This window comes from Rhizobium sp. IY2 (genome assembly GCF_047532935.1).
GTDB classification, from domain to species: Bacteria; Pseudomonadota; Alphaproteobacteria; order Rhizobiales; family Rhizobiaceae; genus Rhizobium; species Rhizobium anhuiense.
This window is the reverse complement of the sequence record NZ_JBLKNU010000008.1, coordinates 249,098-261,949: the sequence shown is the minus strand read 5'-3', so window position 1 is coordinate 261,949 and position 12,852 is coordinate 249,098. Positions and strand designations below refer to the sequence as shown.

Below are 12,852 nucleotides of genomic sequence, written 5' to 3'. Positions count from 1 at the left end.
CCGAAAGCGGGCCGTTGCACAGCGTGTGTTACTATCCTGCGCATGACGAATTGAAATTCATTTTACAGAGTATTTGAGTGCTTCGGCGCCCCTTTTCCTACGCCGCCGCCGTCAGCCTCTCCCCGGCGATCCTGTAGGAGATCGCTTCGGCGAGATGGATGCGGCCGACCGTCGGTTTGCCGTCGAGATCGGCCAGGGTGCGGGCGACCTTGAGGACGCGGTGGTAGCCGCGGGCGGAGAATTTCATCTTTTCGGCGGCATCGCGCAAAAGCTGTAGGCCGGCGGCGTCAGGCTCGGCCATTTTCTCGATCATTGCGGTGGAGCAGCGGGCATTGGTGCCGATGCCTTTTGCGCCGGCACTTTCGAAGCGCTCCTGCTGGATCTCGCGGGCGCGGGCGACGCGGCGGGCGACGTCGGCGCTGCTTTCGGCCGCCATCGGCCGGATGAGATCGGCGGCGGAGACGGCCGGCACGTCGATGCGGATATCGATGCGGTCCATCAGCGGGCCGGAGATGCGGGCCTGGTAATCGCTCATGCAGCGCGGGCCGCGGGCGCAGCTATGACCGGGCTCGCCGGCCATGCCGCAGCGGCAGGGGTTCATTGCCGCGATCAGCTGGAATTTCGCCGGATAGGAAACGCGGTGATTGGCACGCGCGATGACGCACTCGCCGCCTTCGAGCGGCTGGCGCAGCGCATCGAGCGCCTGCGGCGTGAACTCTGGAAATTCGTCGAGAAACAGCACGCCGTGATGGGCAAGCGAGGCTTCGCCCGGACGGGCGCGCAGGCCGCCGCCGACGAGGGCGGCCATGGTGGCGGAATGATGCGGGGTGCGGAAGGGCCGGCGGTCGGAAAGCTTGCCGCCGGAGAGCTGGCCGGCGATCGAGTGGACCATCGACACCTCCAGCAGTTCGGCGGCCGAAAGCGGCGGGAGGATCGACGGCAGCCTGGCCGCCAGCATCGACTTGCCGGAGCCGGGAGGCCCGACCATCAGGAGATTATGGCCGCCGGCGGCTGCGACCTCCAGCGCCCGCTTGGCGCTTTCCTGGCCCTTGATCTCGGCAAGGTCCGGCAGGTTGGCTGCATTGGCGCGGATCGATGCCTCCGGCCTCGACAGCACCTGCGTGCCGCGGAAATGATTGGCAAGGGCGATCAGGCTGCGGGGCGCGAGGATATCGACATCGGCGCCCGCCCAGGCAGCTTCGGCGCCGCTTTCGGCCGGGCAGATCAGCCCCTTGCCGAGCGCATTGGCGCCGATCGCGGCCGGCAGCGCACCTGCGATGGCGGCGATCGTGCCATCGAGGTTGAGCTCGCCGACGACGACAAAATCCGACAGCGCATCGGCGGGAATGGCACCGAGGGCGGCCATCAGCGCAAGCGCGATCGGCAGATCGAAATGCGAGCCTTCCTTCGGCAGATCGGCGGGCGCCAGATTGACGGTCACGCGCTTGGCCGGCAGCGCCAGGCCGGAGGCATGGAGGGCCGCCTGCACCCGCTCGCGGCTTTCGGCAACCGCCTTGTCAGGCAGGCCGACGATCTGCATGCCGACCTTGCCGGGAGCGACCATGACCTGAACCTCGACCGGCACGCCTTCGATGCCCTGGAATGCCACCGTGCTGACACGCGCGACCATAAACCCATCCCCTTGCCGCAAACTCTTATACCGCCCCCGGCCCTTGAAAGCCAGCGGTTGCAATCTGGCATGGAAGCGGGAATAAAACAAGAACAATCAAGGAACGTATCTGGATATCCGCGGCGACCGGGTTGTACCCGGCCGCGGGATCAAAACGGGCATGATTTGCCGGTCAGCCGCGTTTGCGTTCGATCGCATCCCAGAGCAGGCTTGATATATCGGCGCCGCCGAACTTCTTGACCTCGCGGATGCCCGTGGGCGAGGTGACGTTGATCTCGGTCATGTAATCGCCGATCACGTCGATGCCGACGAGCAGGAAGCCGCGTTCTCTCAGCGCCGGGCCGATGCGGGCGCAGATTTCCTGTTCGCGCGGCGTCAACTCGGTCGCCTCGGCGCGGCCGCCGACATGCATGTTGGAGCGGCTGTCGTGCTCGGCCGGGACGCGGTTGATGGCGCCGGCAAATTCGCCGTCAACGAGGATGATGCGTTTGTCGCCCTTGCGCACGTCGGGCAGATATTGCTGGGCGATGAAGGGTTCGCGGAACAGCTGGCCGAACATCTCCAGCAGCGAGGAGAGGTTGCGGTCGTCGCGGGTCGAATGAAACACGCCGGCGCCGCCATTGCCGTAGAGCGGCTTCAGGATGATATCGCCCATCTCGTCGCGGAAACGGCGGATCTCGGCCGGGTCCTTGGTGATCAGCGTCTTCGGCATCAGGTCGGAAAATTCGGTGACGAAGATCTTCTCCGGCGAGTTGCGCACCCAGGCCGGATCGTTGACGACGAGCGTCTTCGGGTGAATGCGCTCGAGCAGATGCGTCGAGGTGATATAGGCCATGTCGAAGGGCGGGTCCTGGCGCAGCAGCACGACATCCATGGTCGCGAGATCGACGCGCTCCGGCGCGCCAAGCTCGAAGTGGTCGCCCTTGACGTCGCGCAGCAGCATCGGCTCGACGCTGGCAAAGAGCTTGCCGTCGCGGAAGCTCAGGCGGTCGGGCGTATAATGGAAGAGCCGGTAGCCGCGCGCCTGGGCTTCCAGGCTCATGGCGAAGGTGGAATCACCCGCGATATTGATGCCGGCGACATGATCCATCTGGACCGCTACATTGGTGATCTTGGCCATTTCCGTCCCTTCCTGACTGCCGGACAGATGTAGGTCGGCCAGATTTCAAACGCAACGGCCAATCAAGGCCTTCCGGCGCACCCTGATCATCGCGTCTCAAGGATGCGCATCAGCCGGCCGCGATAGCTGTCGAGAATGACGGCGAGCACGATAACGGCGCCGATGACGATCGGCTTGATATTGTCGTCGGCGCCGAGCAGTTGCAGTCCCGTCGACAGCACCTGCAGAATGCAGGCGCCGACCAGCGTGCCGATGATCGAGCCTTTGCCGCCTGAGAGGCTGGTTCCGCCGATAATGACGGCGGCGATGGCGTTCAACTCATAGCCGATGCCGGCAACCGGGCTGCCGACATTGAGGCGGAGCAGATAGACCATGGCGGCAATGCCGGCGGTCAGCCCGGAGATCGTGAAGACCGCGATCTTGTATCTTTTCGGCTGATGCCCCGACAGCCGCACCGCCTCTTCATTGGTGCCGATCGCAAAGACGAAGCGCCCGAAGACGGTGTAGCGCAGCACGAACCAGCCGATCAGGACGACGACGATCGCAATCAGGAAGATCGACGGAAAGATGCCCCAGAAGATCAGGTTGCCGAAATCGACGAAAGGCTGCGGCAGGCCTGTTATCGTGGAGTTGTCGCTGACCACGCGGGCCAGGCCGCTGGCGACGTTCAGCATGCCGAGGGTGACGATGAAGGACGGAAGCTTCCACTTCTCGCAGATCCAGCCATTGACCGCGCCGAGGATGGCGCCGGTGCCCATCGACGCCAGACAGGCGAGAACAATCGCCTGCCATGGCGAAAACGCCGGATTGATCATGATCGTCGCACCGATGACCGTGCAAAGGGCAAGCAGCGAGCCGACGGAGAGATCGATGCCGCCGACGAGGATGACGAAGGTCATGCCCGCGGCCAGCACGGTGTTGATGGCGATCTGCACGAAGATCTTCAGAAAATTCTCCGGCGTCGCGAAATAGGGCGCCGTCGCCGAGAAAAACGCCAGGATCAGGATGAGGGCGATGGCGACGCCCGCTTCCTTCATCGAGATCCGGATCAGCTTGTCCCAGACGCTCACCTCTTTCGCCCCAGTTTTCGCCTCGGTCTGTTCTTCAATGTTGGCGGACACGGCTATACTCCTTGTAGGCGAGCGAAAGGATCCTGCTCTCGTCGAATTGGTCCCGGGCTATTTCCCCTGCGATCTTGCCGTCGGAAAAGACGATGATGCGATGGCAGATGCCGATCAGTTCCGGCAGATCGGAAGACACGACCAGCACACCCTTCCGCTCGGCCGCAAACTTCCACAGGAGCTCATAAATCTCGGCCTTGGCGCCGACATCGATCCCGCGGGTCGGCTCATCGAAAATCAGCACCTTGGGACCGCGGAACAGCCATTTGGCAATGACGACCTTTTGCTGATTGCCGCCGGAAAAGGTCCTGACGGCCTGACGGATGGACGGGGTCTTGATCCGCAGCTCACGCACGAGGCGCTGCGCGTGATCCTCCTCGGCCCTTCGCTTGATCAAGCCGTTGCGGGAGATCTTGGCGAGATCGGTGATGGTGGTATTTTCGGCGCAGCTCATATCGAGCATCAAGCCCTGCATCTTGCGATCTTCGGTCGCCAGGCAGAGCCCGGCCGCAACGGCATCCTGCGGCGAATTGATCTCGACCGGCTCGCCATTCAGGCGAATTTCGCCGGCCGCCTTGGCGTCGGCGCCGAATATGGCGCGAACCGCCTCCGTCCGGCCGCTGCCGACGAGACCGGCAATACCGACAATCTCGCCCTTTGCCACGGAAAATGACAGTTCCGGGCTATGGCGCGTCACCTTCAGGCCGGAGACGCCGAGCGCCTCGCCTGAGACCACGCTGTCGCCGCGGAAAATGCCGTGATCCGAAAGCTTCCGCCCGACCATGAGCTCGACGATGTCGGGAATAGCCAGTCCTGCCAGCGGCCGGGTGATCACGTGCTGGCCGTCGCGCAGCACCGTCACATCGTCACCGACTTCGAAGATCTCCTCCAGCCGGTGCGAGATATAGAGCGTGGTGACGCCACGCTGCTTCAGGCGTTTCAGAATTTCAAAGAGGCGATCGACCTCCTTGGAGGTCAGGGTTGCCGTCGGTTCATCGAGAACGAGAAGCTTGCTTTCGTAACAAAGCGCCTTGGCGATCTCGACCAGCTGAAGCTGCGCGACGCTGAGGCGGCTTGCCAGCGTCGTCGGGGCCACGTCGAGGCCGACCTCTTCCAGGAGTTCGGCTGCCCTCTTGTTCATTTCCTTGTAGTTCACCAGGCCGTAGCGGCGCGGCAGATGCTCGAAGAGCAGGTTTTCGGCAACCGTCAGGTTGGAAAGCGGATGCAGTTCCTGGTGAATGACCCGGATGCCCGCCTTGAACGCCTCCAACGGCGAGGCAGGATGGTATGGCTTGCCGTCAAACAGGATGTGGCCGTCATCCGGCCTGAAGACGCCGCCGAGCAGATTGATCAGGGTCGACTTTCCAGCCCCGTTCTCGCCCAGAAGAACATGCCCCTTGCCGCGGCCGATCCGCATGGAGACATCCTTGAGCGCCACAACGCCGGGGAAGCGCTTGCCGATCCCCTCCAGCCTCAGAATGTCGTCATCTGCTGTGTCTGACACGTCGACCTCATGCATGGTCTCTTCAAACCTCGGCTCAACGCGCATCGGAGAGGCTCGAACGAGCCTCACCCGGAGCGATCAACGCGTCAATCGGTTGGTGGAAATGGCGTCGGCCGCAGCCGGCGCCACATTTGCTTTTGGGGCTGGCAATCCGACTATTTCAGATCGGCTGCCGTGACCAGCTTGACGTCGGTCTTGACCCAGCCGGTGAATTTTTCGCCGGCCAGTTCCCGCATGCCATAGTCGATGCCCATGACCGCCATCTGCGCGCCATACTGCTCGACGGTGGCAAGCATCTTACCGTCCTTGATCAGCGGCTGAACCGGCGGGATGTTGTCGAAGCCGACAACCTTGATCTTGCCGGCCTGGCCGGCCGCATCGAGCGCCTTGACGACGCCGAGGGCCATGGAGTCGTTGGCGGCCATCACGCCCTGAATATCCTTATATTTCGTCAGGAAATTCGTCATGACGGTATTGGCTTCCTCGGTCTCCCAATGGGCCGTCTTGCTGTCGAGAAGCTCAAGCTTGCCCGACTTGACGGAATCCATGAAGCCTTCCTTGCGCTCCTTGGCATTGTCGGCCTCGGGATTGCCCTCGAGGATGACGACCTTGGCGCCCGGCCCCAGATCCTTGGCCAGTGCATCGCCGGCAAGCTTTGCCCCTTCCTGATTGTCAGGGCCGAAGAAAGCGAGATCGATCCCCGCCTTCTTCTTGGCATCGGCATCGAGCGGCACGTCGATGTTGATGACCTTGACGCCGGCCTTCACAGCCTTTGCCAGCGGGGTCGCCATCGCCTTGGAATCGGCGGGCGCCACGACGATGATATCGTATTTCTGCGTGACGAAGTTTTCGACGGCATCGACCTGCGAGGCGAAATCGCGCTCGTCCTTCATGCCGACGGCCTTGAAGTCGAACTTGTCCTTGTTCTCGGCCGCATATTTGTCGGCGCCGGCCTTCATCTGCTTGAAGAACTCATTGGACAAGGACTTCATGATCAGGCCGACCTTCGGCTTGCCGGCGGCAAAGGCGGGCGACACGCCGCAGGACAGCGCCAGCGCCAGGGCGCCGGCAAGTCCGACCTTCAATGCCGTACGGCGCGGCGCACTGATCAAGACGGATTCACGCTTCATAGAATGGGACATTTTTCTCCTCCCGAACGGTTCTGGGCTCAGCTCCATCTGAGTTGCCCGCGGCAATGAACCGTTTCCAACGCCATCTGGGTAACACGCTCCAAAAAATTGTCAAGCTGCCGAATTCGGGCCGAATGACCTCAAGGATGACCCCGCCGAAAACATCTAAAAGCGTGAACGATGAACCGTTTCCATTGCGCGTGGCGGTGCTCATGCTATGGATGATGGGCCGTCCCAATGAAATTCGGCCCTTTGACGAGAGCCGCAAAGACCATTAGCTGGAAGCCTCGATCAGACGCCCCGGGCGTGTTGTGAAGGCGAAGATGAAGGGCCACTGTTTCCGTTATGTCAAAGGTCGGAATTAGAGACGTTGCCAAGCTTGCGGGCGTTTCCACCGGGACCGTTTCCAGGGTTTTGAACGATCATCCCTCGGTGACGAAGGAATTGCGGGCGCGCGTTACCGGGATCATCAAAGAGCTCGGCTATATGCCGGACCCGTCGGCGCGAAGCATGCGCAGCAAGGTCAGCCGCCTCATCGGCATCATCATTCCGGATCTGACCAATCCGTTCTTCTCGGAACTTGTCCAGTCCGTGGAACAGGCAGCGGCCAATCACGGCTATAATATCATCGTCATGACGTCGCTCGATCATGCGGCCAAGGAGGCTGATCGCATCAAGCAGCTGACAAGCCGAAAGGTCGACGGGATCATTCTGGTTCCGAGCATCGATTTCCATACGATCAAGCTGCCGAAAGGATTGCCGATCGTCGTCATCGACCGTCTCATGCCAGGATATTCCGGTATTGCGGCCGATCACCGCAATGGCGTTCGCCTTGGCGTCGAGCACCTTCTGCAGCTCGGCCATCGCCGCATCGGCTTCATTTCCGGGCCCAGCCACTCCGTCCCCGCCAATGATCGCCTCAGAGGCTACCTCGATGCTATCGAGCAGGCTGGCGAGCAGGCTGGCGAGCAGGCTGGCGGCCAGGCGGACGGCCGCTCGGCAATGGCGGGATCACCGCTGATTGCCGAGGCGGCTTTCGACTATGAGAGCGGCCGTTCGGCAGGAAATTATCTTCTGGCGCGGGCGCGCAACGAGCGGCCGACGGCGATCTTTGCAAGTTCCGACCAGCAGGCGATCGGCTGCATGCGGGCGGCGCATGATCTGGGAATCCCGATACCGGCAGCCCTTTCCGTCATGGGCTTCGACGGCATCCCGCTCGCCAGCATGACCACGCCGCGCCTGACGACCGTGAAGCAGCCGATTCAAGACATGGCTGCAGCGGCGGTCGCCGTTCTGTTGAACAAGCAGACTGCGCCTGATCTCGACAATCCGATCCTGTTTGCGTGCGAGATTCTCAAGGGGGAGACGACCGCCCCGCCCCAGCCCGATAAGCACTAACCTCGAAAATCGAAATCGATCTTCAGGCGGCGATGCCCTGGTTGCCGCCATTGCGCAGCATGTTGCGGAGGCGGTAGGCGATCGCCAAGGGCTTTGGGAAAGGCTTGCGCAGGAAGGCGACTTTGCGGACGTAGTTGTCGACCCGCCAGCTCGCCCAGGTTCCACCGGCGAAAAAGGCGACGTCGCCGGTGCTGAGGGTTCGTTCGGTGCCGTCCTCGGCGGTGATATGGACCTCGCCCTCGAGGATCATTACCGTCTCGTCCCAGCCGAAATACCAACGGAATTCGCCCGCCGTGCAATCCCAGATCGCCGTCAGCGACGCCTCGTCATGACCGCGGGAATGTTCGGCGGTGCGGGCCTGCGGGTTGCCGCTGACGATCCAGTCCGGGTTGATCGGCGTGGACTTCAGCGGCAGCAGGCCGCTCGCATGGGCAACGAAGGATTTCCCGGCCGGCTTCGCCGCGGCATAAGGCACCGAGCGCGCGGCCATGGCGACCGCACTCGCAAGCATCAGCTTCCAGGCCATGAAACAATCCCCAATTGTTATCCCTACCGAGATTTGGGGTAGCAGAGAGTCGTAAGAAGCTGGTTCACGCGGGAACTAAAAGTTTAACGATCCGGAAATCCGATGGGTCGAAAGAGGTCAGAAGGCGTCAATGAAGTGCCGCGGCAGCCGGCCCGGCATGATCGCCACGATATCGTAGCGCAGGGAAAGACGGGCCTGATCCGCCTGGCGGGCGAGCCAGAGATCGCTTGCCGCCCTTATCCGCTTCTGCGCGGCGATGGAGACGGCGTCGACCGCCGCAGCTTCGCCCCGCCGGGCCTTGACCTCGACGAAGACGGCGAGATCGCCCTTGCGGGCAATGATGTCGATCTCGCCGAGCCGGGTGCGGTGGCGCAGCGCCAGGATGCGGTAACCCTTCAGCATCAGGAAGACGGCCGCGACATATTCCGACATGCGGCCCCGGCGCAGCGCCTTCCTCCTGATGGCGGTGAGGTCGCTATCGGCCATCGGCGTTCTTGATCTCCAGCAGGCGCTGATAGAGCACCTTGCGCGGCAGGCCGGTCAGGCGGGCCGCCTCGGTCGCGGCGCCTGCCGTCGGCATTGATTTCGACAGGTCGGCGAGCACGGCGTCGACGTCGGCCTCATCCGTCTCGACCGGCTCCGGCGGACCGATGACGAGAACGATCTCGCCCTTGACGTTTTCCACCTGCTGATAATGGGCGGCAAGGTCGGCAAGCGTGCCGCGGCGGAACTCCTCATAGGTCTTGGTCAGTTCGCGGCAGACGGAGGCGGATCGCGTGGCTCCGAGGACGTCTGCAGCGGCGACAAGCGTAGCGCCGATGCGATGCGGCGATTCAAAGAAGATCAGCGTCGCGGGGGCTGCGGCAAGCTCACCCAGACGATCGCGGCGGGCCTTGTCCTTTGCCGGCAGGAAGCCGGCGAAAAGAAACGCATCGTTCGGCAGGCCGGAGCCGACAAGGGCTGCGAGCGGCGCGGAGGCGCCGGGAATGGGAATGACGCGGTAACCTGCCGCTATCGCCTGCTGCGCCAGTCGGTAACCGGGATCGGAAACCAGCGGCGTGCCGGCATCGGACACCAGCGCCACCGACCGGCCGGCTTCGAGCGCCTGCAACAGCCGCGGGCCGGCCTCGTCGGCATTGTGCTCATGATAGGCGAAAGGGCGGTTCTGGATGCCGTAGCGGTCGAGCAGCACGCGGGTGACGCGGGTATCCTCGCAGGCGAGCACATCGGCGCCGGCCAGCGTTTCCAGCGCACGCAGCGTGATGTCGCCGAGGTTGCCGATCGGGGTGGCGACGAGATAGAGCGCCGGCTCCAGCGGCCGCGCGGGCACCGTCGCATTGTGCAGGCGGAAGCTTCGCCGGGTGGCGGCATCCGCTGTGGTTTCCTCATTCATGCCATTTGCTTTCGTCCCGCCGTCATCGAACCCTTATGGGCGAGCGGCACCACTTCGGCAAGGGTTCGGATTTCTGTGAGCATTGCTCTGGAAAACCGCAAATGCAGGCGCCCGGCCGTGCATGCCTCTTGCAAAGCCATGCTGAAGTCTGCCATTTTGCCCGTCCACTCCCCCGGCCTCAAGTCGGGACAGCATTCTTCGGGTGCTCGATGCGCCCGGACAGTCACGGTCGAAAGCGGTAGCATCCCATGCGTATTACTATTGAGCGGTCAAACCTGTTGAAATCGCTGAACCACGTCCACCGCGTGGTCGAACGTCGCAACACGATCCCGATCCTGTCCAACGTATTGCTCAAGGCCGATGGCCAGAACCTCGACATGAAGGCGACCGACCTCGACCTCGAAATCACCGAGGCGACGCCGGCAAGCGTCGAGCAGCCCGGCGCCACCACCGTTCCGGCCCACCTTCTCTACGACATCGTCCGCAAGCTTCCCGACGGTTCGGAAGTGCTGCTTGCCACCAGCACCGATGGCGGCGCGATGACCGTGCAGTCCGGCCGCTCGAAATTCTCGCTGCAGTGCCTGCCGGAATCGGACTTCCCTGATCTCACCGCCGGCACCTTCACGCATAGCTTCAAGCTGAAGGCGGCCGACTTGAAGATGCTGATCGACCGCACCCAGTTCGCGATCTCGACGGAAGAGACGCGCTACTATCTCAACGGCATCTTCTTCCACACGATCGAGAGCAAGGGCGAGCTGAAACTTCGGGCGGTCGCCACCGACGGCCACCGGCTGGCGCGCGCCGATGTCGACGCGCCCTCCGGCTCCGAAGGCATGCCCGGCATCATCATTCCGCGCAAGACGGTCGGCGAATTGCAGAAGCTGGTCGACAATCCCGAGGCTGTCGTGACGGTCGAGGTCTCCGACGCCAAGATCCGGCTGACGATCGGCTCGATCGTCATGACCTCGAAACTGATCGACGGCACTTTCCCGGATTACCAGCGCGTCATCCCCACAGGCAACGACAAGGAAATGCGCGTCGATTGCACGAGCTTCGCCCAGGCCGTCGACCGCGTCTCCACCATCTCCTCCGAACGCGGCCGCGCCGTGAAGCTGGCGCTTTCCGAGGGCCAGCTGATGCTGACCGTCAACAATCCCGATTCCGGCAGTGCGACCGAGGAAGTCGCCGTCGGTTACGACACCGATGCGATGGAAATCGGTTTCAACGCCAAATACCTGCTCGACATCACCGCGCAGCTTTCCGGCGAAGAAGCGATCTTCCTGCTGGCCGATGCCGGCTCGCCGACGCTGATCCGCGACACGGCAGGCGACGATGCGCTCTACGTGCTGATGCCGATGCGCGTCTGACCGGAACGAAGGCCGCCCGCCTCCGTTTTTCCTCCTGTCAAAGCGGAGGATCCGATGACGAAAAAGACGGGAACGGTGCGTATCGGCATATCCGGCTGGACCTATGCGCCCTGGCGCGGCCAATTCTACCCGGAAGACCTGCCGCAGAAGCAGGAGCTTTCCTACGCCGCCCGGCATTTCCGTTCGATCGAGATCAACGGCACATTCTACAGCTTGCAGCGGCCTGAAAGCTTCGGCCGCTGGCGCGACGAAACGCCGGATGATTTCGTCTTTGCGGTCAAGGGACCGCGCTTCATCACCCATATGCTGCGGCTGCAGAATATCGAGACGGCGCTCGCCAATTTCCTCGCCTCGGGTCTGCTGCGGCTTGGCCCCAAGCTCGGGCCGATCCTCTGGCAATTCCCGCCGAACATGGCTTTCGATCCCGATCTTTTCGAAAATTTCCTGGCGTTGCTGCCGCATAACGGCGAAGCGGCGGCAAACCTGGCCCGGCGGCACGACGGACACGTCAAGGGGCGAGCCTGGCTTGAAATCGACGGACGACAGCCGATCCGCCATGCCCTGGAGATTCGCCACGAGAGCTTCCGATCACCCGCCTTCATCGACATGCTGAGGCGCCAACAGATCGCCCTCGTCTGCGCCGATACGGTGAAATGGCCGCTGCTGATGGATATCACCGCCGATTTCATCTATTGCCGCCTGCATGGTTCCGAACAGCTCTATGTCAGCGGCTATGAGGACGAAGCCCTCGACATCTGGGCGCAACGCATCCGCGCCTGGGCAACCGGCGGAGAACCGGAGAATGCGACGCGGGTGCTGGCGCCGCTTGCGGCGCGCAGCAAGGGCCGCGACGTCTATCTCTATTTCGACAATACCGACAAGAAGCTGCGCGCGCCCGTCGACGCCGATCACTTAAGCCAGAGGCTCGCCGATCTCATGCCTCGCTCCCACCCAAAAGCGGCATGAGTTGTTGATGCCGATGTCCTTGTTGCGAAAATCCTTGTCCCTTCAGCGACAAGCGGCATATTAAGGGCATTCGATCAACATGCGGATGGGTGGAGAATGAGCTTACGGGTCAAGGTGAAGGAACGGCTGGGCAAGAAGTTCGATGACGAAATCCGCTTCTTCAGGGGCATGATGCAGGGGCCGAAAACGGTGGGCTCGATCGTGCCGACCTCCTCGATCACCGCCAAGCGCATGGCAAGCGTCGTCGACATCCATTCCGGGCTGCCGGTGCTCGAACTCGGACCGGGCACAGGCGCCATCACCAAGGCCATCCTCGGCCGCGGCGTCCGGCCGGAAAATCTCGTCGCAATCGAATATTCGACGGATTTCCACAAACATCTGCTGCGGACCTATCCCGGCGTGCACTTCATCAATGGCGATGCTTTCGATCTTCAGGCCACGCTCGGCGACTATGGCGACCGGACCTTCGATTGCGTCATCTCCTGCATTCCGCTGCTGAACTTCCCGATGGCGATGCGGGTGTCGCTGCTCGAAAGCCTGCTCGACCGCCTACCGGCCGGACGGCCGGTGGTGCAAATCTCCTACGGCGCGATCTCGCCGATCGCCGCCAATCCCGACCGCTATCACATTCAACATTTCGACTTCGTCGTCCGCAACATTCCGCCGGCGCAGCTGTGGATCTACAAGCGAGGCTGAG

General features: G+C 62.7%; 13 protein-coding genes. 4 read left to right on the top strand and 9 right to left on the bottom strand.

What is annotated here, in order from left to right:
* Positions 1-97: 97 nt before the first annotated feature.
* The 5 genes from ACMUVN_RS23615 to ACMUVN_RS23595 form a co-directional block, all read right to left on the bottom strand.
* Complete coding sequence (locus ACMUVN_RS23615) at positions 98-1,630, bottom strand: YifB family Mg chelatase-like AAA ATPase (protein WP_414815501.1); 1,533 nt, start codon at positions 1,628-1,630, stop codon at positions 98-100.
* Between the two features lie 172 nt (positions 1,631-1,802).
* Positions 1,803-2,750, bottom strand: a complete 948-nt coding sequence (gene gshB / locus ACMUVN_RS23610; RefSeq protein ID WP_028758391.1) for a glutathione synthase — start codon at positions 2,748-2,750, stop codon at positions 1,803-1,805.
* A gap of 86 nt (positions 2,751-2,836) precedes the next feature.
* A complete protein-coding gene (locus ACMUVN_RS23605; protein ID WP_028757442.1) occupies positions 2,837-3,871 on the bottom strand; it encodes an ABC transporter permease in 1,035 nt (344 codons plus the stop codon).
* Positions 3,855-5,390: an ATP-binding cassette domain-containing protein gene (locus ACMUVN_RS23600; RefSeq protein ID WP_049816522.1), complete on the bottom strand. Its 1,536-nt coding sequence runs from the start codon at positions 5,388-5,390 to the stop codon at positions 3,855-3,857. The genes ACMUVN_RS23605 and ACMUVN_RS23600 overlap by 17 nt, the downstream gene beginning before the upstream one ends.
* Positions 5,391-5,530: 140 nt before the next feature.
* Complete coding sequence (locus ACMUVN_RS23595) at positions 5,531-6,517, bottom strand: sugar ABC transporter substrate-binding protein (protein WP_028757440.1); 987 nt, start codon at positions 6,515-6,517, stop codon at positions 5,531-5,533.
* A 333-nt stretch (positions 6,518-6,850) separates the two neighbouring features.
* Here ACMUVN_RS23595 and ACMUVN_RS23590 point away from each other — a divergent pair, with 333 nt between their 5' ends.
* Positions 6,851-7,903: a LacI family DNA-binding transcriptional regulator gene (locus ACMUVN_RS23590; RefSeq protein ID WP_414815500.1), complete on the top strand. Its 1,053-nt coding sequence runs from the start codon at positions 6,851-6,853 to the stop codon at positions 7,901-7,903.
* Between the two features lie 22 nt (positions 7,904-7,925).
* On the opposite strand, the gene ACMUVN_RS23585 is transcribed toward ACMUVN_RS23590, so the two are convergent.
* The 4 genes from ACMUVN_RS23585 to ACMUVN_RS23570 form a co-directional block, all read right to left on the bottom strand.
* Positions 7,926-8,429, bottom strand: coding sequence for a cupin domain-containing protein (locus ACMUVN_RS23585; RefSeq protein WP_414815499.1), 504 nt, complete (start codon positions 8,427-8,429; stop codon positions 7,926-7,928).
* 117 nt (positions 8,430-8,546) lie between these two features.
* A complete protein-coding gene (locus tag ACMUVN_RS23580; protein ID WP_028758388.1) occupies positions 8,547-8,915 on the bottom strand; it encodes a YraN family protein in 369 nt (122 codons plus the stop codon).
* On the bottom strand, positions 8,905-9,822 hold the full coding sequence (gene rsmI / locus ACMUVN_RS23575; RefSeq protein ID WP_097543188.1) for a 16S rRNA (cytidine(1402)-2'-O)-methyltransferase: 918 nt from the start codon (positions 9,820-9,822) through the stop codon (positions 8,905-8,907). Before rsmI ends, ACMUVN_RS23580 begins: the two co-directional genes overlap by 11 nt.
* Positions 9,819-9,977 (bottom strand): hypothetical protein, encoded by a 159-nt coding sequence (locus tag ACMUVN_RS23570; protein ID WP_184390063.1) that lies wholly within the window; start codon positions 9,975-9,977, stop codon positions 9,819-9,821. The genes rsmI and ACMUVN_RS23570 overlap by 4 nt, the downstream gene beginning before the upstream one ends.
* 93 nt (positions 9,978-10,070) lie before the next feature.
* On the opposite strand from ACMUVN_RS23570, the gene dnaN reads away from it, so the two are divergent.
* The 3 genes from dnaN (at position 10,071) to pmtA (ending at position 12,851) form a co-directional block, all read left to right on the top strand.
* On the top strand, positions 10,071-11,189 hold the full coding sequence (dnaN, locus tag ACMUVN_RS23565) for a DNA polymerase III subunit beta (RefSeq protein WP_028757665.1): 1,119 nt from the start codon (positions 10,071-10,073) through the stop codon (positions 11,187-11,189).
* Between the two features lie 54 nt (positions 11,190-11,243).
* Complete coding sequence (locus ACMUVN_RS23560; RefSeq protein WP_097543186.1) at positions 11,244-12,155, top strand: DUF72 domain-containing protein; 912 nt, start codon at positions 11,244-11,246, stop codon at positions 12,153-12,155.
* Between the two features lie 96 nt (positions 12,156-12,251).
* Positions 12,252-12,851, top strand: a complete 600-nt coding sequence (gene pmtA, locus ACMUVN_RS23555; protein ID WP_028758385.1) for a phospholipid N-methyltransferase PmtA — start codon at positions 12,252-12,254, stop codon at positions 12,849-12,851.
* Position 12,852: the final 1 nt, after the last annotated feature.

What these genes read in the sequence shown, in the direction of transcription:
- ACMUVN_RS23600 (WP_049816522.1), bottom strand. Translation starts at nt 5,390, where the DNA reads ATGCATGAGGTCGACGTGTCAGACACAGCAGATGACGACATTCTGAGG.
- ACMUVN_RS23570 (WP_184390063.1), bottom strand. Translation starts at nt 9,977, where the DNA reads ATGGCAGACTTCAGCATGGCTTTGCAAGAGGCATGCACGGCCGGGCGC.
- ACMUVN_RS23595 (WP_028757440.1), bottom strand. Translation starts at nt 6,517, where the DNA reads ATGTCCCATTCTATGAAGCGTGAATCCGTCTTGATCAGTGCGCCGCGC.
- ACMUVN_RS23560 (WP_097543186.1), top strand. Translation starts at nt 11,244, where the DNA reads ATGACGAAAAAGACGGGAACGGTGCGTATCGGCATATCCGGCTGGACC.
- ACMUVN_RS23590 (WP_414815500.1), top strand. Translation starts at nt 6,851, where the DNA reads ATGTCAAAGGTCGGAATTAGAGACGTTGCCAAGCTTGCGGGCGTTTCC.
- gshB (WP_028758391.1), bottom strand. Translation starts at nt 2,750, where the DNA reads ATGGCCAAGATCACCAATGTAGCGGTCCAGATGGATCATGTCGCCGGC.
- ACMUVN_RS23585 (WP_414815499.1), bottom strand. Translation starts at nt 8,429, where the DNA reads ATGGCCTGGAAGCTGATGCTTGCGAGTGCGGTCGCCATGGCCGCGCGC.
- dnaN (WP_028757665.1), top strand. Translation starts at nt 10,071, where the DNA reads ATGCGTATTACTATTGAGCGGTCAAACCTGTTGAAATCGCTGAACCAC.
- rsmI (WP_097543188.1), bottom strand. Translation starts at nt 9,822, where the DNA reads ATGAATGAGGAAACCACAGCGGATGCCGCCACCCGGCGAAGCTTCCGC.
- ACMUVN_RS23580 (WP_028758388.1), bottom strand. Translation starts at nt 8,915, where the DNA reads ATGGCCGATAGCGACCTCACCGCCATCAGGAGGAAGGCGCTGCGCCGG.
- ACMUVN_RS23615 (WP_414815501.1), bottom strand. Translation starts at nt 1,630, where the DNA reads ATGGTCGCGCGTGTCAGCACGGTGGCATTCCAGGGCATCGAAGGCGTG.
- pmtA (WP_028758385.1), top strand. Translation starts at nt 12,252, where the DNA reads ATGAGCTTACGGGTCAAGGTGAAGGAACGGCTGGGCAAGAAGTTCGAT.